Below are 18,807 nucleotides of genomic sequence, written 5' to 3'. Positions count from 1 at the left end.
GAAAATTCTATTTTTCCTTTATTCCGTCTTATTCCTGCCTTTCACACAAAAGCCTATAATTGAAATAATAAAAAATGTAAAAACAATCAATGCCACACATTTTCCCACAGAATAAAATCCTCCACCATAAATACCTGATAAATCAATTGCTTTATCTATTCCAAAAACCGCTAAAACTGCCAGAAATATTCCTACAAGTCCTTCTCCTGCAATCATTCCCGCAGAATATAACACTCCCTTATCCACGGAATCCTTCTGCTGCTTTTCACTATTATATTTAAATTTATTCTCCACAATCCATCTGGTAATTCCACCTATCATAATAGGAGTGCTAAGATAAATAGGCAGATACAGACCTATGGCAAATGCCAGCACCGGTATATTAAGGATTTCAGCCACCACTGCAACAAAAACACCTACGAAAATAAGAGTCCAGGGAAGGGTTCCCCCCATAACTCCCTCAATAACCATTTTCATTAAAGATGCCTGTGGCGCTGCTAACTGCTCTGAACCGAACCCACCCCAGGAATTACTTAAAAGATACATTACTCCTCCAATTGACAATGCAGAAACCAGAGTTCCTATCATTTCACCGATTTGCTGTTTTTTAGGAGTTGCCCCTACTATATATCCTGTTTTCAAATCCTGGGAAGTATCTCCTGCCATTGCCGCCACAATACATATTACCGTTCCTATAGATATGGCTGCTATCATCCCCTTTGCTCCTGTAGTTCCTGTGGATTTAAGCACAAAGGTTGTAATAATAAGGGTTGCAATAGCCATTCCCGATACAGGATTATTGCTGCTTCCTACTAATCCTACCATTCTGGAAGATACAGTGGCAAAGAAAAATCCAAATATAATAATTAATATGGCACCTAGAGGATTTATGGTAATTCCCGGAATAAAGCACATGGCAACTGCTATAACGAAAATCCCCGTTAAAATAAACCACATTGGTAAATCCCTTGCTGTTCTCTCTCCCCCGGATACATTTTTGCCAAAACCTTTTATGGCATGTCTGAAAGTTTTTACCATAGTGGGAAATGTTTTAATCAGACTTATAATGCCTCCTGCTGCCACTGCTCCGGCTCCTATATACCTTACATAGCCTCCCCAGATATTTCCCACAATGTCTGAGGCATTTGCCCCGGTAATCACACTGTCTCCTCCGAAAAATGCAATGGCAGGAATAAGCACCAGATATGACAGCACTCCTCCTGCAAACATATATCTGGCGATTTTTATACCACATATATATCCTACACCTGCTAATGCCGGTAACACATCAACACCTATTCCACAGGTATAGTTTTTACTAAAAGAATACTCCACCTGACTGGGAAAAAGCCTGAGTCCGTCTGCCACAAATTTGTATATGGCAGAAATGCCCAGTCCTGAAAAAACCACCTTTGACTTACTTCCTCCTTCTTCTCCTGCCAACAGCACCTCAGAACATGCCATTCCTTCAGGATATGGCAATCTTTCGTGTTCTTCCACTATTAAAGCAGTTCTAAGAGGAACCATAAAAAATACCCCCAACAAACCTCCGCAAAGGGCAATTACTGCAATAAGCCAGAAGGAAGGCTTTTCACACAAACCCTCATTTGCCCACATAAAAATTGCCGGCATGGTAAAAATAGCCCCTGCGGCTAATGATTCACCTGCCGACCCAATTGTCTGCACCATATTATTTTCTAAAATGGAATCTTTTTTAAGAATTACACGGAGAACTCCCATGGATATTACTGCTGCCGGAATAGAGGCAGAAACAGTCATTCCCACACGAAGTCCTAAATAAGCATTTGCGGCGCCAAAAATAACCGCCATAAGAATGCCTAAAACTACTGATGCCACAGTAAATTCAGGCACAACCTTATTTGCGGGAATAAATGGCTTAAACTCTTTTTTACTCATGTCTTTCACCTCATTGAATACGTCCTGTTTATTTTTTATCCCTTAAACTATTTATCTCCATTTTGATTTTATTTCTTCTAAACAAAACAGCCTTTATCAATCTGTGTACCCAGCAAAACGGCAACAGCCATCCATGTTTCTTAAGAGACGGATATATATTTTCCATCCTTTCCCTTTCCATAAACATTCTTCGGAAAAACAGGCCTTTTTTAGTTTTTATGCCTTGTTTTCTATACTGTTCAAAACGCCACTTCTGGTATTGCTCAAAGGTACCAAAGGCACCACTGTTTATTATGTACTCAGCTGACTGTTCTAATTCATCATTTAATAAACCATCTTCAAACCATGCCTTTGCAAGATTTTTACACATAGCCTCAAATTCAACATAATTCATTTTAACAAGAAGCTTATTAATGTAATCAAAATCCATGGTAGCACCATAATTTTTCATTAGGTAATACTGGTCTATAATGGATCTTATACCGCTTCCACCCATGGAATAATGCTTCTCAAAATGAAGAAGATGAAACAAATAAAAATCCTCCGGTGTCATATGCATAAGATGGGGATTATCTTCATCTTTTACAAGCCTGTCCCATATATCATCAGTATGCCAGTGATTTTCCTCAGTAGTTGGAAGAAGTCTTCTGTGAACCTCCACCTCCATATAAGGTGGCTTAATATACACGTCGTGGCTGGCTTCAAGGCCTACCCCTTCACCATCTTCATATCCTAATTCATGTAACAGTTTTCCCATTTCCTTCATGGTACTTTCATCAGATAAAACCAAATAATCCAAATCACCCATCTGCCTAAATTCCGGATTTGGATATATGTTTTTAAGCACAGACCCCTTAAGAGGTAAAATATCTATCCCCCTTGCAGATGCCTCATTTATAATGGTTTCTCCTTCTCCTGTCTGTACCATATTTACAATCTGATTTTTTTCATGCTGCTTTTCCCACTTTAAAACCTCCCTGCCTTCAGGCTTTCCCGTAAGTTTTGATATGGCATGAAAAGCCATTTCATCCACCTTGTGAAACAGGGCGAGACTGTATATGTCATCCCAGTCTACACCCTCCGGTTTCTCTTTAGGTGAATCTTCATTTATTACAGACCTTAATAATTCAATTAAATAATCACTTGTTTTTTTATTAAATCTCATTCTATTTTCCTAAATAATTATTCTCCTGCATTATCCTGATTATCATCAGGTGCCGCTGTAACAGGCTCTGTAGGTGCCTCCGTAACAGGTTCTGCCTTAGTAGGAGCTTCTGTAGGTTGTACCGCCGGCTTAGTTGGTCTTGGTTTCTTAGTTACCACAGGTGGCTCTGTTGCAGGTTCTGTTTCCGGCTCTGTTTCCGGCTCTGTTTCATTCTGCTGTGGCTCCTGAGTTGCCTCTGCTGTTTCTTCCGTAACTGATTCCTCTACAGTTGTAGCTGTTTCCTTAGCACTTGTAGTTTCCTTTTTATCGTTGTTTTTGCCACCTAATGTAAGGGAAAGTGCAACAGCTACAATTACTATTACCAGTATAATTGACGCTGAAACAGCAATGGCTATAATATTCATCTTTTTATTTTTGTTGGCAATTGCCTCATTTTCTTTAGCAACATCTCCGTAATAGCCGTCCTCATCATCCTCATATTCTAACTCCCCATCATCTTCATCATCTTCGGCAAACTCAAATTCATCATCACCTAAATCTTCCGGAAAATCAAATTGGTCATCTTCCACATATTCAACTTCCTTTGGAATATCCTCTGATATATCATCAAGGCTTTTTCCCTGACTGTTTAATTCATCCTGAATATTTGGGATAACTTTCGTTTCATCTGTATTACTTGCAAAATCAGCTTTTTCAACCTCTGCTCCACAGTAAGGGCAGAAATTTTCATTAGGCTGAACATATTTTCCACATTTCTTACAAAACATATTTTCTCCTCCACACATAATATGTATTGCCCCTTGGGGCTTTTCTATAGTTGGTATTATAATTCATCTACAATATTCTTGGCAAGTAAAATCGAGTAAGATTACTCCTACTCGATTCTAATGTAAATTATTCACTTATAATATGCTTACGCCACATCAATGTGTTCTCTTATGTATTCCTCTACCTGATTTCTGTCTATACCAAGGGCAATTGAAAACTCATCATGAAGATTTCTCTTTGCTTCCTTTAAGTATCGGTCATCTACATAGGTTATACGCTTTCCCTGTGCCATTCTCTTGGAATTTCTGGCATGTAATGTTTTTATTATACAAATAAGCTTTTCACAGTCACAGGAACTGATTGCCTCTTTGTATTTTTCCTCACGCTGCCTGTCATTTTCAATCCACATAGGCTCAATGTCTTTTATCTCGGAAACAATATTCTCTGCCTCCTGTCTTGTTAATACCGGGCGCATAACTATTTTATTTCCATCCACAGGATAAAAAATTCTGCTATCTTCTGACTTCATTGGAATTAAAGTATAATATAGCTGGTTTTTATCTGCTCCGGAAATATCAATATGGGTAATATCAACCACCTTGCACACTCCGTTTCTTCCGTGAACAACATAGTCACCAATTTTAAACACTCTAAACACCTCTTTTACTTATCTCTTAGTTTTATTTATACCCAATCTAACATTTTCTAATCAATTTTTTCCCTAATATAAGTATACTACTTTTTATAGTTAAATGTCATAGGCAGAATAAACAAGAATATTTTAGTGTTTATTGTTGAAACCGTCAATTTTGTGTGACATATCCTTAGAAGTCTTCTTCCTCCTGATCTTCCTCGCCACTGTCACGCTTTTCCTTTTCTACTAAATGTCTGATGTAAGCATCTTCTGCAGCCTTTTCATGGTCTTCCATTATGCCGTTTTTGTTAGCATCAAACTTTTTATCATATGGACCATGCTTCTCTCCTGCGGCAATAAACAAAACTCCCAATGTTCCCGGTCCGCAGTGGCTGGATATTACACCTCCTGCATTAGTAACATATATATTTTTGAAATGATGAAGGTCTTTTAAATACTTCTTTACAATGTTTACAACTTCATCATCACATCCTGAATGGGTAATAAATACCCTGTCCTTTTTGGCATGAAGCAAGGCATTTTCCAAATCCTTTACATACTGAACAATTACCTTATCAATTTTTCCACGGTATTTTTTGTCAGCTAACATTTTTCCGTTTTCAACTACAATTCTTGGCTTTAACTTAAGAACTCCTCCAACTAACGTTGCTGTAGAAGAACAACGTCCTCCTCTGTGAAGATATTTAAGCGTATCTACCACAAAGCTTGCCCTTACATAAGGCTTATAGGCTTCAATTATTTCCACAATATCCTGAGGACTTTTGTCTTTTTGTGCCATAACTGCTGCCTCAATAACTAAAAGACCAATTCCCGTGGAAAGACTTTCTGAATTAATAACATACACATGATCACTGTAATCTAAATTATCTGCCGCCATTCTCATAACATTAGCTGATGTTGACATATCTTCTGATATGGCAAACATAATAATGTCATCACCCTGCTTCTGATATTTTTCAATTATATTCATGGCATCCTCAATAGAAGGTGCCGCTGTCTTTGGTGTAGTGCGGTTTTCATCAGACCATCTGTATATCTCCTGAGGAGTTATTTCAAGCTTGTCCTTATATTCCTTATCTCCCATGTGAATATACAATGGAAGAATATCTATATCATATTTTTTTATTAATTCATCTGATAAATCGCAGGTGCTGTCTGCTATAATTTTAATCATAATATTTCTCCCTATTCGTTTTCTACATCATTAATATCATACGGCGTAGTCTGGTATACGTAGTAGTTAATCCAGTTAGTCCACAACAACTGACCTGCTGAGCGCCAGTTTACCACCGGTTCCTTTGTAGGATCATCATCCGGAAAGTAATTTACCGGAAGCTGAGGGTTCATGCCTTTTTCAGTATCTCTCTCATATTCAAGCTTAAGAGTGTCTGCATCATATTCCGTATGACATAAAACATAAAACTGTCTGCTGTCTTTTGATTTGACTATTGCCACCCCTGCCTCATCTGACTCTGCCATTAATTCCAGTGCCGGCTCCGCCAAAATCTGCTCTCTTGTAACTTCTGTTGCCCTGGAATGAGGTGCATAAAACTCATCGTCAAAGCCTCTGAACAAAGGAGATTTCTTCTTTAAAATTTTATGTTTATAAATTCCTGAAAGCTTTGGAACACGGTCTCTTTTTCTTATGCCATAGTGATAATAAAGTCCTGCAAAAGCACCCCAGCATAAATAGAAAGTACAATGTACATGCTTTTTGGACCACTCCATAATTTCACATATTTCATCCCAGTATTCCACATCCTCATAATCCACAAAATCAAGAGGTGCTCCTGTTATTATTAATCCGTCAAAATACTTGTTTGAAACCTCGTCAAAGGTCTTATAAAATTCATCTAAATGGCTTTTGTCTGTATGCTTTGAACGGTATGTTGCCGTCTGTAGAAATTCTACCTCTATCTGAAGAGGTGTATTAGATAATTTTCTTAAAATCTGTGTCTCAGTAACGATTTTGGTAGGCATCAGATTTAAAACAAGAACTTTAAGAGGTCTGATATCCTGGGTCATGGCTCTTGTTTCCGTCATTACAAATATATTCTCTTTCTCTAAAATATCCCTTGCCGGGAGACTCTGTTTTACTTTAATTGGCATATCTTAATCCCACCTTCCATTAATCATCGTAAAGAAAATTTTAACACATAACCTTTATTTCTTCAATTCATTTATCAGCACATCCATTACATGCTCCACACTCATATCCCTGACTATATTTCGCCCCCTGTCAGGAAATACTACCGTTTCCGTCCAAAGTCTTCCCTCCATAAAATATCCAAAGCATACCGTACCTACAGGCTTTTCCTTTGTCCCCCCTGTAGGGCCTGCTATTCCGGATATTCCTACGGCAACCTGTGCTCCATTTGCCTTAGCTGTGCCCTTAGCCATTTCTCCTGCGGTTTCTTCACTTACTGCACCGTATTTTTCAAGGGTTTCCGGCAAAACCCCGGCATATTTTATTTTCGCCTCATTTGCATAGGTTACAAAACTTGCATTTAAAACTTTTGACGCATCAGCCACATCCACGATTGCTGCTGCCATTTTTCCACCTGTACAGCTTTCCGCAAAAGATATTGTATATTTTTTATTAATTAACAACTTTACCAGTTCTTCTTTTTTGTCCATAATTCCTCCTTATAATTGTAGTGCCCCCTCCCTTCGGTCGGCGGCATTTCGTCGGAAACATCTTTAGAAAATGAACTTCGTTCATTTTGTTTCCTCCTCTTTTGTAGTGCCCCCTCCCTTCGGTCAGCGGCATTTCGTCGGAAACATCCTTAAAAAATGAACTTCGTTCATTTTGTTTCCTCCTCTAATTATAACGCACTTTTTATGATTAAAACATCTTTTTCTACACAATATATATAACGTATATTTTGCAAAGTAGGGAGCTTATATGTTTTACGATATAAACAACAATTTAGAAAATTCTGAAATACTAACAGACAATTTTATGGCAGTTATTCCATTAGATCTGGCAACTCATTATGATATTATTAATAATTATGTTCCAAGAATACCCATGATTTTTTCCGATTTTCATTTTTCAAAAATTGAAATATTCTCAGATTTTTTATACGGATATATCAACATTCCTGATATTTTAATGGCTCCTCCCTGCCTTATACGGTTTATTTATACCCCAAGCTATATTATTTTCATTGACAAAAATAATTATCTTAAGGATATGGTTGATGATATTATAGCTGCAAACTGTGAAAAAATGATATCTCCGGGGGCCTGTCTTTTTTATGTTCTTGATTTTGTTATGTCAAAGGATTTAGAAAAAATCAATTCCCTGCAACAAAATCTTATTCAGTTAGAGCTTAGCATTTTTAATGATAAAATGAACACCTTAATAAGAGATATTACAACCTATCGTAGTAAAACCCTGCGGTTACACCACTATTACGTTCAAATTGAAGGTATATGCGGGTGCTTGGCTGATGATACAAAGGGACTGATTGATGAAGATTCCAAACAGCTTTTTTCTGTGTTAGAAAAAAAAGTGTCCCTGTTTAGTCACGAATCCGAACAAATCTGGGAATACACTTCCCAAATCCGGGATGTTTACCAGCAACAGCTTGATGTTCACCAGAATCTTATTATGAAGTTTCTCACTGTTGTAACTACTATTTTTATGCCTCTTACCCTTATTACAGGATGGTACGGTATGAATTTTGAGGCAATGCCTGAGCTTAAGTGGGCATACGGCTACCCGGGACTTTTTGCCTTTAGTACCTTGCTTGTTATAGTTCTCTGTGTTGTTTTTAAGAAAAAGAAATGGTGGTAGATTATGCTCTGCCACCAATTTTGCTTCCATATTTAACTATTACTTCCCTGTCATTTTCAGTTTCTTCAAAATACTTTTCAGGTATGGATACCGTGTCCTTTTCAAATAAAAGCACTATAGTGGAACCGCCGTACAGAAACATTCCCTTTTCCGTTCCCTTAATTACACTGCCTGACTTTGAGTGATTTTTGATTTTGCCTATCATAAGGGCTCCAACTTCAATTTGAGCTACCCTTCCAAAATTCTTAGTTTTTATTATGGTATACTCCCTGCTGTTTTGCACAAAAACCGGATATCTGTTTACCGCTATAGGTCTTACGGTGTGAAGCTTTCCCCTGATATATTTGTTTTCAAGAATAACTCCGTCATCTATATTTCCATATCTGTGGTAATCATCCACACATAATCTTAGTATAAGACATATTCCGCCATTATAATCCACTGCTGCCTTGCTACCCTGCAATAAGTCCTGAATACTATATCTGCTTTTTTTAATATAAAATCGGGAATTACTGTCTATGTGATATGCCGAAAGTCTTCCGTCACATGGTGAAATAAGGGCATCCTCATCCTTACACACCGGTCTCTTCTCCGGCAATATCTTTCTTGTAAAAAATTCATTAAAAGATTTATACTTCACCTTCTCATACTGGCTCATATCTATATTATTATTCTTTATAAATCCCTTAATGTGTATGGTGGATAATTTTGAATCCATATAAGCCCCGCCAATTTTTGAAATGGTGGGGCTTGTAATTACTTTAAGTACTGCTCTTCCCGGAACAGTGTTATATAAAAATTTTAAAATTCCTGAACTTTCTTTTATATTATCCATAACTATCTATTTGCAAAAAACTTTAATAAAATAACTGCAATAAATTCAACAGCACCAATACCTACTAAAAAGTATATCATCATTGTTCCCGGTTTCTTTAATTTAAACTTAAGAACAAAAAGCACTGCAACTATAAGCAACAATATATAATAAACAAATGAAATGTTTACATGATTAAGATAAAGAATATGTCTTGCCAGTAAAAATGTAGGGAAAATAAGTGCTGTGGATGTAACAGGCAAGCCATAGTAATGCTTCTTGTCTCCTAATCCCTCTCCCTGGGTTTCCTCAACTGTTATGTTAAAATATGCCAGTCTTACCAGTGCTGCTAAAACAAATATGGCACTTACTGCAATAATAACCGCAAGGGGAACACATGCAAGTACACTTTTGTGATGGCTTAAAGCTTCTATATCAAACATATCTCTTTTATAGAGTGCCATTCCCACACAAACAGGCAACACACCAAATGCTACCAAATCTGATAATGAATCAATCTGTATTCCAAATTCCTTTTCCTTAGCTGTTCTGTTCTTCTTTGATCTTGCAACCCTGCCGTCAAATGTATCGCAAAGTCCGCAAAGTAATAAAAACATAACTCCTATATACGGATGTCCTGCCCCTGACAAAGATACAAGAATACCTGTAGTGGCAGATAATAGTGAACAATATGTAAGAACAACTGTATAATCCCAATAACCTAACATTTTTTCTTTTGCTTCATTCCTTTCAAACTATGTAGCACTGATGCCGCAAATGTAATTAATCCGCAGACAACTAAGCAGCAGTAAAATGAAATTCCCCTGCTAAGTAATTCAATGCTGACACTATCATTTATTATTTTACCAAATCCATCAATAAAAAGATAGTCCGCAGCTCCAACTGCTCCCGGAATAGGAACGCTGTTTGAGCCTAAAACTACAAATCCCTGAGCGATAAATGCATTGTAGATATTATGAGCACTTCCCCCTACAGCGATAAACACACACACAGATACCATTATAAGTGACAGTCTCTGCATGAAATTATATATAAGTGCAATCAAAATATTTTTTAATTTACCTTTTATGGCTGCTGCACATTCTTTGTACTGCATTTCCACCTCTATGAGATGCTCCTGCTTTTTCTCAATGTTGTGCATAAGATGTAATTTACTTAAAAGTCTCATAAAGAAATTTGCAGTTTTCATTATTATTTTCTCTTTGTAAACAAGTAAAATAAACACTGCAATAAGTACAAACTGAAACACAAATCCAAATACAATCATACACTTAGACACAAAGCTAAAATGCATAAACATATAAGGTCTTGTGATGAAGCACACCATACCTATAAGAATAATTGATGTTGTATATAAAGTCAAGTTTACAAGCAATACTATGGTAGTTACCGCACCGGGAATTTTATCATTCATCATAAAATAGGCTGATGCAGGCTGACCTCCTGTAGCAGAAGGTGTTATAGCCGAAAAATAAATATCTGATGTGGAATACACAAGAGCCTTTCTAAACTTTCTTTTGTAACCAAAAGCCTTACTTAACTCCCTAACTGCCAATGCTTCAAATACAATAAATCCCAGCATACACCCAAATGCAGCCACTATCCACTGTTTTTTAGCCTTAGACACATATTGAATAAATCCCTCAAGAGTAAGGGAATCGTTGCTTTTTACAATAACATATAGCGTAATACCTATTAATGCCAGTAAAACTACCGACCAGAGAATTTTTTTCTTTGTCTCCTTCATGCCACTCCTTTATTCACTATAGCTTTTATCAAGCTTCTTATATATATTTAACCTCTTTGCTAATGCCAATCCTATCTCTACAACTAAAATGGCACCTATTATGTCTACAAACACATGCTGTTTTACCATCACTGTTGATGCAAAAACAAGAAGTGCCAAAATAAGCATAATTACCTTGTAGACTTTTCCCACCTTTTTACATCTCATTGCCCCTCTAAAGCACACCCAGCTTTCAAGACAATGTATTGACGGAAAAAGATTATCGGGACTGTCTAAAGTATATATTAAGTTAGTCATCCATTCACTTAAGGTATTTACGTCAAATTCCGGTCTGATAAGTGTTGTAGGGAAAGCCACAAAAATCACTAAGCACATAAGCTTTGCAATCTGCTCTCCAAAAAGCACTTCATAACATACTTTTTTGTTTTCTCTTCCTATTGCAATAAATCCCACTACCCATATAACATAGCTTAACACGTATATCCATATCATAAATGTTGTAAAGGGGATCATGTCGTCAATAAAGCAGTTAATATTATAATGATGTAATTTAGTAGTAAAAATTCTTGTACCAAAGTACGTAATCATATTCACTACAAGAGACATTATAATGGGTATTACTGCATATGATGGTATTATTTTTTTTAATGTTTTCAAATCTTCACCTTTTAATTTCTTTTATATTTTTTGTTGCCGAAGGCAATTATAATTCATAAATCTTAAGAAACTATTAACATTCTTAATTTTTTTTCACTCTATGATATACTAATATAAAAAATAAATTTCTTCAATATATATTTTTTTGTTGAAAATCCCTAAGAAATCGTTTATTCTATTTATATCTTCCATGTGACTGGCGGATTAGTGGATTTACCACAGGGAGCATGGATTTAGTTTCGTCGACCGCCTGGGCAGCCTTCTGGTTTCCCAGACGGTTTTTATTTTATTTTTTATTTATGGAGGAAGAAAATAAATGGAAATGTTATCACTTGAAAAAGAATTAAAGGAAAATTCTTATCCGGGACGTGGAATCGTTATTGGAAAAACTCCTAATGGAAAGTTCGCAGTTACTGCATATTTCATTATGGGAAGAAGCGAAAACAGCAGAAACAGAGTTTTTGTAACAGATGGAGAAGGTATCAGAACTGAAGCTTTTGACCCTTCAAAATTAGTTGACCCAAGTCTTATTATCTACGCTCCTGTTCGTGTTCTTGGAAACAAGACTATTGTTACTAACGGAGACCAGACTGATACTATCTACGAACTTATGGACAAGCAGCAGACTTTTGAGCAGTCTCTTAGAACCCGTGAGTTTGAACCGGACGGTCCTAACTATACACCTAGAATTTCAGGTATTATGCATGTTGAAAACGGAACATATAACTACGCAATGTCTATATTAAAAAGCAACAACGGAAATCCTGATGCCTGTAACAGATATACATTTGCATACTCTAATCCTGTAAACGGCGAAGGTCATTTTATTCACACATATAAATGTGACGGAAATCCTCTTCCTTCTTTTGAGGGAGAACCTAAGTTAGTTCCTATGATGGATGATATGGATCAGTTTACTGAAATGTTATGGAACAGCTTAAATGAGGATAACAAGGTTTCATTGTTTGTAAGATATATCAATATTGAAGATGGAACTTATGAAACAAAGATTATTAACAAAAACAAATAAATTTATGTAACTCATTAACATTTTTTACTTTTTAAATAACAATTACAAAGAACAGAAAGGATTATTATGAAAGAATTAGAATTAAAATATGGATGTAACCCGAATCAGAAGCCTTCTAGAATTTTTATGGAAGAAGGCGAACTTCCTATTAAGGTTTTAAACGGGAAACCGGGATATATTAATTTCCTTGATGCCTTTAACGGATGGCAGTTAGTTAAGGAGCTTAAAAAGGCTACAGGTCTTCCTGCTGCTACTTCTTTTAAGCATGTTTCTCCTGCCGGTGCCGCAGTTGGTCTTCCTCTTAGTGATGTTGAAGCTAAGATTTACTGGGTAGACGACCTGGGTGACTTATCTCCTCTTGCTGCTGCATATGCAAGAGCAAGAGGTGCTGACAGAATGTCTTCATACGGCGATTTTATTGCCCTTTCAGATGTATGTGATGTTTCTACTGCCGCTCTTATAAAAAGAGAATTTTCAGACGGAATTATTGCTCCGGGATATGAACCTGAAGCTTTAGAATTATTAAAAGGCAAAAAACGTGGTGCCTATGCCATTATTGAAATTGACCCTGATTATGTTCCTAACCCAATTGAAAGAAAACAGGTATTTGGAATTACTTTTGAGCAGGGACGTAATGAATTAAACATTGATGATGATTTCTTTAGCAATGTTGTAACTGAAAATAAGGATATTCCTGAAAGTGCTAAAATTGACATGGCTATTTCAATGATTACTCTTAAATATACCCAGTCAAATTCAGTATGTTTCGTTAAAAACGGACAGGCTATTGGTGTAGGTGCAGGACAGCAGTCAAGAATCCACTGTGTAAGACTTGCAGGACAGAAGGCAGATAACTGGCTTCTCCGTCAGTGTCCAAAGGTTCTTAATCTTCCTTTTAAAGAGGATATGAAGCGTGCCGACAGAGATAATGCCATCGACCTTTACATTGGGGATGAATACATGGATATTTTAGCTGATGGTGAATGGCAGAGAGTGTTTACTGAAAAGCCCGATGTATTTACAAAAGAAGAGAAACAGGAATGGTTATCACAGGCTGAAGGAATTACATTAGGTTCCGATGCTTTCTTCCCATTTAGTGATAACATTGAAAGAGCTGCTAAAAGTGGTGTTAAATATGTAGCACAGCCTGGCGGTTCTATCCGTGACCAGGATGTTATTGATGCCTGCAATAAACATGGAATGGCTATGGCATTTACAGGAATTAGATTATTCCATCACTAAAATAAACATGTTAACTTTTTGTGTCCTCTATGGCTTTACTCATATTTTTCTGATAGAATATTTGAGTATGAGTTTTTAATACGGAGGATATAATATATGAATATTTTATTTTTCCTTACTCCAAAGGAGAATGTTTCACATGTTGAAGAAGATGATACATTCAGACAGGCTCTTGAAAAAATGGAGCATCACGGATACACAGCCATTCCCCTTTTAGGTAAGGACGGAAAATACATAGGAACTATTACAGAAGGCGATTTGCTTTGGTGTTTAAAAAGCAATGACTTTCCTTCCCTTAAGCAAATGGAGGGAATCCCCATTACATCCATAAACCGACGAAGGGATAACAAAGCCATCCACATTTCAGTTTCTATGGAAGAATTATTTGATAAAATAACCAATCAGAACTTTGTGCCTGTGGTAGATGATAATAATGTGTTTATTGGAATTATAACCCGAAAAGATGTTATCCTCTATCTGGCAAATAAGTTAGATGAAAAAATTAATTAACCTAAAAAAACGTATATTCCTTTTCCAGGGATATACGTTTTTTATAAGTATTTAATTTTGATTTTAGCCTAATGCCACATCTAATGTCATCATAATTGTAAATCCCAAAGAAAACATTAAAGTTCCAATATTAGAATGTTTTCCTTCTGACATTTCAGGAATCAATTCTTCTACTACCACATATAACATGGCTCCTGCTGCAAAGCTTAGTAAGTATGGTAGCACCGGAACAATTATCCCCGCAGCCAAAATAGTTAAAACTGCTGCTACCGGTTCCACTGCCCCTGAAAGAACTCCATATATAAATGCCTTTGTCTTACTTTCGCCTTCTGCCTTTAACGGCATGGATATAATGGCACCTTCCGGGAAATTCTGTATTGCAATTCCAATTGCTAAAGCTAATGCCCCCATAGAAGATATTTCACTATTAGGCATAAGCATTGCCGCAAAAACTACTCCTACAGCCATCCCCTCCGGAATATTATGAAGTGTAACAGCAAGGACAAGCATTGTAGTTTTTTTTAGTTTCACATGAGGTCCTTCTGCTTCGTTACTGTTCATATGCAAGTGGGGAATCGTTTTATCTAATAAGAGTAAAAACAATATCCCTACCCAAAATCCAATTACAGCAGGGACAAAGGAAAGCTTTCCCATACTTTGCGACTGTTCTATAGCCGGGATAAGCAAACTCCATATTGATGCTGCCACCATTACTCCTGCCGCAAATCCTGTAAGTGCCTTCTGCACCTTTATATTTAAATTCCTTTTCATAAACAGTACACATGCTGCTCCAAGAGATGTTCCTGCAAAGGGAATTAAAACTCCTCTAATTACCTCTAATTCCATTACGTCTCCTTTTTCATTTTAATTTTTCAAAATTATTCCATACATTTTTCTATCTTATTTTAACATACTATTAAAGTCAATAATTTATGTTAAAAAAGGAGGAAACATGGATATTTCAGAAAAAGAACTGTCAGTTGTTCAGGATTTATTAAATGAAGAGGAACTTTTAGTTAAAAAGTTTCAGATGCTTGCAAATCACAGTAAGGATGAGACTATAAAACAGCAAATGTTAAGTATCGCCGACAAGCATCAGGGACATTTTAATGAAATTTATTCTTATTTGAAATAATTGGGGGATTTAAAAATGAACGAAATTTATACAGAAAAGGAAATTTTAGGGGATGCCCTTAATACTGAAAAAAATGCCACTAACCTTTATAATTTAGGTGCTAACGAATGCGTCCATGACAATCTTCGTGAAACTATGCTTAACCTTTTAAGCAAGGAACACGAAATTCAGGTAGATGTATTTAATCAGATGCACACTATGGGATTTTATCCTACACCTGCCGCAGAAAGCAAGAAAGTTCAGGAAGCAAAAACCAAATTTGAATGTGGATATAAAGCCATCTAATTTTTATTAAAAAAAACTATTGTCCTAGGGTACGTTTCCAAAGTCATACTTTGGCAAGTCCCCTTAGGATGCAATAGCCTTTTTCTAATTAAGCTTAAAACTCATATTTTCTAATTTCACAGTTTTTAATGCCAAATGCTGCAAACTCTTCATTTGTCATATCGTAAAAATACGAATTTACCACTCTTGATATTCCATTATGAGCAACCAACAGATATACCTTATCCGGCTGTTGCTTGATTTCATCTAACAAATTATATATTCTTTGTGCCAGGTGTAACATTGTTTCACCGCCATCAAAACTACATATAAAATTTGTCTTTGCCACTTTAAATTCTTCACCATTTCTGGCTGTTGATTCATATTTTCCAAAATTCTGTTCCGTCAGTCTCTTTTCTTCCCTCATAGGTATTCCCGTAATCCGGGAAATATGCTTTGCCGTATCTGCGGCACGGGATAATGGGGAATATAATATTTCATCAATATGTATTCCCTGTTGTAATATTTTTTCGCCCAGCTCCTTAGCCTGACTGTGTCCTAACTCTGTCAGACCTATATCCGTTGCTCCACAAATTTTGTTTTCAACATTCCAAAAGGTCTGTCCATGTCTTGTAAAATATAAATGTGCCATACTTTCACCCAAAAGATATTAAATCTTCTTCCCTTCATTTTAATTTTACGGACTTTATCCTATGAACTTTATTTGCTAATTTTAATTCTGTAGACTCTACTTAGTCACTTTAACCTTTTTAGCTTTTGTCCAATTGCTTACATAAGTCTTTTTACTAACTACTTTATACGCTCTTGCTCTAAGATACAAGGTCTTTTTGTTTTTAATTTTAGATGATTTAAGTACAAATTTGTATTTCTTTACTTTTTTAGATACTAAAACCTTCTTAAATTTCTTGTTTGTAGCAATCTGTATCTGATATCCCGTTACGGATTTTGCTTTCTTAAGACTTATTTTTATTTTGTAAGAAGCACGCTTTTTAGATGCACTTTTAACCTTAGTTACATTAACCTTTACAATTGGTTTAACCGTTGGCTTTACCGTAGGTTTTGTTGTTGGATTTTCACTTCCGCCATTTGAAGGTTTACCTGTGCTAAATGTTCCTGCCTTAGGGTATGAAGGAATTGTATATTCCTTACTGCTTACATTAACATAATTTTTAATATTGTTGGTATTAACCGTACCATAGATATGTGAATATATTGGCCATCCGGCTGCATTACTATAGGCACTCTTTGCAATTTCTATATTGTTAAATATAACATTTTGTGCTGTATCTAAATACAATGCAGCTCCTTTTCTGGAAGTGTTTCCATCAGCACCTGACTTGTATATCTTAGTATTGTTGAAAATAATATTGCTACAGTCCTGCCCTACACGTATGCCATCATGCTGTGCTTCATAAATTTTTGTATTGCTAAATGTAACGTTCTTAACACCACCTGTTATATCAATGGCTGCCATAGTTCCATTCCATGAGTCCTTTGAGCAACCGGATTTGATTATTATGTTATTGTCAAATTTTATTCCGTCTTTATTATTATTAAACTTATGACCTGGAAAAACAGTATTTAAATGTATACCACAGGACATAGTTGTATCACAAATATAGTTGTTATAAATCTTATGTCCGTTTCCACCATACACAGCAATTCCACCGGCTCTCCAGTTAAATTCTACGGTATTGTATGCGAATACATTTTTTTCTTCATCCTTTGAACAATAATCATTGTTCCACATTGCAAGACCGTCATCACCATTATTTCTTACTGAACAATTGTATACTGCAGCGTTGCTTGTTCCCTGACAGAAGTTAACACCATCAGCTAAATTGTTTCTTATTCTGCTATTTACGATTTTTAAACCATCTGAATAGTTTGTGTCTCTGTCATAATCACCAAGCCAGAAACCACACTCAAAATGTTCTTCCCAAATGTCATGAATAACTGAACCGCCTTCAAAAACATCTGCAAAACATTTGTAGTTAGCGCTTTCACTGTAACGTGAACGTAAATTTGAATTTAAGTACATATTACTTATTTCAACATTTTTGCATTTTCCCGTTACACCACCGCCACCTTGCTGGTCACTTGTAAACTGTATATTTGTATACCACATTCCAGCACCGGTTACTTTAATATTTTCCCCTAAAATCTTCATTTTTTTACTCATTTTGTATGTTCCCGCTGGAAAATATACATCTTTTTTCATATTTTTAGCAGCATATAAGCAATTATTTATGGCTGTTGCATCATCTGTATCATCATTTGGCTTTGCTCCATAATCCACTACGCTTAAGGAATTTGCCGGTTGTTTAATTTCACCTTGTACCTGTTCTACCTCAATGAAATCAACACCATATTCCATATTTCCTGCACCACTGTTTTGTATTTTTATCTTATCACCTTTTTTCAGTGATTTGTTTAATTTAAAATGAACTTCGTCGAAGGCAAATAATGGATACCCACCGTTATTAGTATCACTTGGATGTCCTTTTCCCGCAGCAAAATACTGCCACATATAATAAGATGTTAAGTTTACTTTCTCTGCCAATTTTCCATTTACGTATACATCAAGAGAACCTGTTTTTCCCTTTCCGTCACTTGAATCCGGCATTGTGAATCTCATTGTAACGCCATCTCCTGACGTTTCCATTGTCCATTCTACTGACGAACCACTTTTTGGAAGTCTTGCATAGGACTGATTTGATGCTTGTGTTGCAATGCTTGAATTAAAATAACTATCTGATTTTGCAATTACAGCACCTCCTGCCAGGCTGGCTTTTTCAGTATCATATCTTGTATATGGCATAGTTGCCCCTATTACACCATTTGCATTGGCAGACGGTAAATAAAAACTATCAGCCTTAGTGCTTTCTGCACCATATACCTTTTTATTATCATTTCCCATATATCCCGGTTGGATAGTCAACATAACTGCCATTCCCATAACGATTATTTGTTTTACTATCTTTCTCAAATTCATATCTCCTTCTTGCTTAGTAAAAACTTTTTTACGATAGAAAAATAACCTATAGCGTTTTCCCCAC

The 18,807-nt window shown here is 36.1% G+C and carries 20 protein-coding genes and 1 riboswitch; of the genes, 6 read left to right on the top strand and 14 right to left on the bottom strand.

Annotated features, from left to right (window positions below):
• Positions 1-18: 18 nt before the first annotated feature.
• From H8S00_RS12115 to H8S00_RS12085, 7 genes are all read right to left on the bottom strand, one after another.
• On the bottom strand, positions 19-1,917 hold the full coding sequence (locus H8S00_RS12115; protein ID WP_186840631.1) for an OPT family oligopeptide transporter: 1,899 nt from the start codon (positions 1,915-1,917) through the stop codon (positions 19-21).
• A 28-nt stretch (positions 1,918-1,945) separates the two neighbouring features.
• Positions 1,946-3,082: a nucleotidyltransferase domain-containing protein gene (locus tag H8S00_RS12110; RefSeq protein WP_186840630.1), complete on the bottom strand. Its 1,137-nt coding sequence runs from the start codon at positions 3,080-3,082 to the stop codon at positions 1,946-1,948.
• A 17-nt stretch (positions 3,083-3,099) separates the two neighbouring features.
• Positions 3,100-3,849: a zinc ribbon domain-containing protein gene (locus tag H8S00_RS12105; RefSeq protein ID WP_158576877.1), complete on the bottom strand. Its 750-nt coding sequence runs from the start codon at positions 3,847-3,849 to the stop codon at positions 3,100-3,102.
• A 146-nt stretch (positions 3,850-3,995) separates the two neighbouring features.
• On the bottom strand, positions 3,996-4,499 hold the full coding sequence (locus tag H8S00_RS12100) for a CarD family transcriptional regulator (protein WP_021951892.1): 504 nt from the start codon (positions 4,497-4,499) through the stop codon (positions 3,996-3,998).
• A gap of 175 nt (positions 4,500-4,674) precedes the next feature.
• A complete protein-coding gene (locus H8S00_RS12095) occupies positions 4,675-5,679 on the bottom strand; it encodes a DegV family protein (RefSeq protein ID WP_186840629.1) in 1,005 nt (334 codons plus the stop codon).
• Positions 5,680-5,690: 11 nt separating this feature from the next.
• Positions 5,691-6,614: a homoserine O-acetyltransferase MetA gene (gene metA / locus H8S00_RS12090; protein WP_021951894.1), complete on the bottom strand. Its 924-nt coding sequence runs from the start codon at positions 6,612-6,614 to the stop codon at positions 5,691-5,693.
• A 54-nt stretch (positions 6,615-6,668) separates the two neighbouring features.
• On the bottom strand, positions 6,669-7,142 hold the full coding sequence (locus tag H8S00_RS12085; RefSeq protein WP_186840628.1) for a CinA family protein: 474 nt from the start codon (positions 7,140-7,142) through the stop codon (positions 6,669-6,671).
• A 268-nt stretch (positions 7,143-7,410) separates the two neighbouring features.
• On the opposite strand from H8S00_RS12085, the gene H8S00_RS12080 reads away from it, so the two are divergent.
• Positions 7,411-8,307, top strand: coding sequence for a magnesium transporter CorA family protein (locus H8S00_RS12080; protein WP_021952836.1), 897 nt, complete (start codon positions 7,411-7,413; stop codon positions 8,305-8,307).
• Between the two features lies 1 nt (position 8,308).
• On the opposite strand, the gene H8S00_RS12075 is transcribed toward H8S00_RS12080, so the two are convergent.
• The 4 genes from H8S00_RS12075 to H8S00_RS12060 are packed head-to-tail and all read right to left on the bottom strand — an operon-like array spanning position 8,309 to position 11,546.
• Entirely contained in the window at positions 8,309-9,142 is an 834-nt protein-coding gene (locus tag H8S00_RS12075; RefSeq protein ID WP_186840627.1) for a phosphatidylserine decarboxylase, read from the bottom strand.
• 2 nt (positions 9,143-9,144) lie between these two features.
• The gene (locus H8S00_RS12070; protein ID WP_118589658.1) at positions 9,145-9,849 is read right to left on the bottom strand and encodes a CDP-alcohol phosphatidyltransferase family protein; all 705 of its coding nucleotides are present in this window, start codon (positions 9,847-9,849) and stop codon (positions 9,145-9,147) included.
• Positions 9,843-10,889, bottom strand: a complete 1,047-nt coding sequence (locus H8S00_RS12065; protein ID WP_021952833.1) for a lysylphosphatidylglycerol synthase transmembrane domain-containing protein — start codon at positions 10,887-10,889, stop codon at positions 9,843-9,845. Before H8S00_RS12065 ends, H8S00_RS12070 begins: the two co-directional genes overlap by 7 nt.
• Positions 10,890-10,898: 9 nt before the next feature.
• Entirely contained in the window at positions 10,899-11,546 is a 648-nt protein-coding gene (locus tag H8S00_RS12060; RefSeq protein WP_118589659.1) for a phosphatase PAP2 family protein, read from the bottom strand.
• Between the two features lie 182 nt (positions 11,547-11,728).
• Positions 11,729-11,809, top strand: a riboswitch (ZMP/ZTP riboswitch).
• 53 nt (positions 11,810-11,862) lie between these two features.
• On the opposite strand from H8S00_RS12060, the gene H8S00_RS12055 reads away from it, so the two are divergent.
• The 3 genes from H8S00_RS12055 (at position 11,863) to H8S00_RS12045 (ending at position 14,328) form a co-directional block, all read left to right on the top strand.
• Positions 11,863-12,576 carry an IMP cyclohydrolase gene (locus tag H8S00_RS12055; protein ID WP_118589660.1) on the top strand — a complete coding sequence of 238 codons (714 nt, stop codon included), beginning with the start codon at positions 11,863-11,865 and terminating at the stop codon, positions 12,574-12,576.
• 66 nt (positions 12,577-12,642) lie between these two features.
• Positions 12,643-13,818 carry a phosphoribosylaminoimidazolecarboxamide formyltransferase gene (locus H8S00_RS12050; protein WP_021952830.1) on the top strand — a complete coding sequence of 392 codons (1,176 nt, stop codon included), beginning with the start codon at positions 12,643-12,645 and terminating at the stop codon, positions 13,816-13,818.
• A gap of 96 nt (positions 13,819-13,914) precedes the next feature.
• On the top strand, positions 13,915-14,328 hold the full coding sequence (locus tag H8S00_RS12045; RefSeq protein WP_021952829.1) for a CBS domain-containing protein: 414 nt from the start codon (positions 13,915-13,917) through the stop codon (positions 14,326-14,328).
• Between the two features lie 63 nt (positions 14,329-14,391).
• Here the strand turns inward: H8S00_RS12045 and H8S00_RS12040 are convergent, their stop codons facing one another.
• Positions 14,392-15,174, bottom strand: a complete 783-nt coding sequence (locus tag H8S00_RS12040) for a ZIP family metal transporter (protein WP_118589661.1) — start codon at positions 15,172-15,174, stop codon at positions 14,392-14,394.
• A gap of 106 nt (positions 15,175-15,280) precedes the next feature.
• Here H8S00_RS12040 and H8S00_RS12035 point away from each other — a divergent pair, with 106 nt between their 5' ends.
• Entirely contained in the window at positions 15,281-15,463 is a 183-nt protein-coding gene (locus H8S00_RS12035; protein ID WP_021952827.1) for a hypothetical protein, read from the top strand.
• 15 nt (positions 15,464-15,478) lie between these two features.
• Positions 15,479-15,748 (top strand): spore coat protein, encoded by a 270-nt coding sequence (locus H8S00_RS12030; protein WP_021952826.1) that lies wholly within the window; start codon positions 15,479-15,481, stop codon positions 15,746-15,748.
• Positions 15,749-15,842: 94 nt separating this feature from the next.
• Here the strand turns inward: H8S00_RS12030 and H8S00_RS12025 are convergent, their stop codons facing one another.
• Positions 15,843-16,379, bottom strand: a complete 537-nt coding sequence (locus tag H8S00_RS12025) for a histidine phosphatase family protein (RefSeq protein ID WP_021952825.1) — start codon at positions 16,377-16,379, stop codon at positions 15,843-15,845.
• Between the two features lie 96 nt (positions 16,380-16,475).
• Positions 16,476-18,737, bottom strand: a complete 2,262-nt coding sequence (locus H8S00_RS12020; RefSeq protein WP_186840626.1) for a glycosyl hydrolase family 28-related protein — start codon at positions 18,735-18,737, stop codon at positions 16,476-16,478.
• Positions 18,738-18,807 lie beyond the last annotated feature (70 nt).

Source organism: Eubacterium segne, from assembly GCF_014287775.1.
Taxonomy (GTDB): Bacteria; Bacillota; Clostridia; order Lachnospirales; family Lachnospiraceae; genus Eubacterium_G; species Eubacterium_G segne.
Note: the sequence above shows the minus strand (reverse complement) of the source record. Positions and strands in the feature narration are given on the sequence as shown.

What these genes read in the sequence shown, in the direction of transcription:
- H8S00_RS12115 (WP_186840631.1), bottom strand. Translation starts at nt 1,917, where the DNA reads ATGAGTAAAAAAGAGTTTAAGCCATTTATTCCCGCAAATAAGGTTGTG.
- H8S00_RS12110 (WP_186840630.1), bottom strand. Translation starts at nt 3,082, where the DNA reads ATGAGATTTAATAAAAAAACAAGTGATTATTTAATTGAATTATTAAGG.
- H8S00_RS12105 (WP_158576877.1), bottom strand. Translation starts at nt 3,849, where the DNA reads ATGTTTTGTAAGAAATGTGGAAAATATGTTCAGCCTAATGAAAATTTC.
- H8S00_RS12095 (WP_186840629.1), bottom strand. Translation starts at nt 5,679, where the DNA reads ATGATTAAAATTATAGCAGACAGCACCTGCGATTTATCAGATGAATTA.
- metA (WP_021951894.1), bottom strand. Translation starts at nt 6,614, where the DNA reads ATGCCAATTAAAGTAAAACAGAGTCTCCCGGCAAGGGATATTTTAGAG.
- H8S00_RS12085 (WP_186840628.1), bottom strand. Translation starts at nt 7,142, where the DNA reads ATGGACAAAAAAGAAGAACTGGTAAAGTTGTTAATTAATAAAAAATAT.
- H8S00_RS12080 (WP_021952836.1), top strand. Translation starts at nt 7,411, where the DNA reads ATGTTTTACGATATAAACAACAATTTAGAAAATTCTGAAATACTAACA.
- H8S00_RS12075 (WP_186840627.1), bottom strand. Translation starts at nt 9,142, where the DNA reads ATGGATAATATAAAAGAAAGTTCAGGAATTTTAAAATTTTTATATAAC.
- H8S00_RS12070 (WP_118589658.1), bottom strand. Translation starts at nt 9,849, where the DNA reads ATGTTAGGTTATTGGGATTATACAGTTGTTCTTACATATTGTTCACTA.
- H8S00_RS12065 (WP_021952833.1), bottom strand. Translation starts at nt 10,889, where the DNA reads ATGAAGGAGACAAAGAAAAAAATTCTCTGGTCGGTAGTTTTACTGGCA.
- H8S00_RS12055 (WP_118589660.1), top strand. Translation starts at nt 11,863, where the DNA reads ATGGAAATGTTATCACTTGAAAAAGAATTAAAGGAAAATTCTTATCCG.
- H8S00_RS12050 (WP_021952830.1), top strand. Translation starts at nt 12,643, where the DNA reads ATGAAAGAATTAGAATTAAAATATGGATGTAACCCGAATCAGAAGCCT.
- H8S00_RS12045 (WP_021952829.1), top strand. Translation starts at nt 13,915, where the DNA reads ATGAATATTTTATTTTTCCTTACTCCAAAGGAGAATGTTTCACATGTT.
- H8S00_RS12040 (WP_118589661.1), bottom strand. Translation starts at nt 15,174, where the DNA reads ATGGAATTAGAGGTAATTAGAGGAGTTTTAATTCCCTTTGCAGGAACA.
- H8S00_RS12035 (WP_021952827.1), top strand. Translation starts at nt 15,281, where the DNA reads ATGGATATTTCAGAAAAAGAACTGTCAGTTGTTCAGGATTTATTAAAT.
- H8S00_RS12030 (WP_021952826.1), top strand. Translation starts at nt 15,479, where the DNA reads ATGAACGAAATTTATACAGAAAAGGAAATTTTAGGGGATGCCCTTAAT.
- H8S00_RS12025 (WP_021952825.1), bottom strand. Translation starts at nt 16,379, where the DNA reads ATGGCACATTTATATTTTACAAGACATGGACAGACCTTTTGGAATGTT.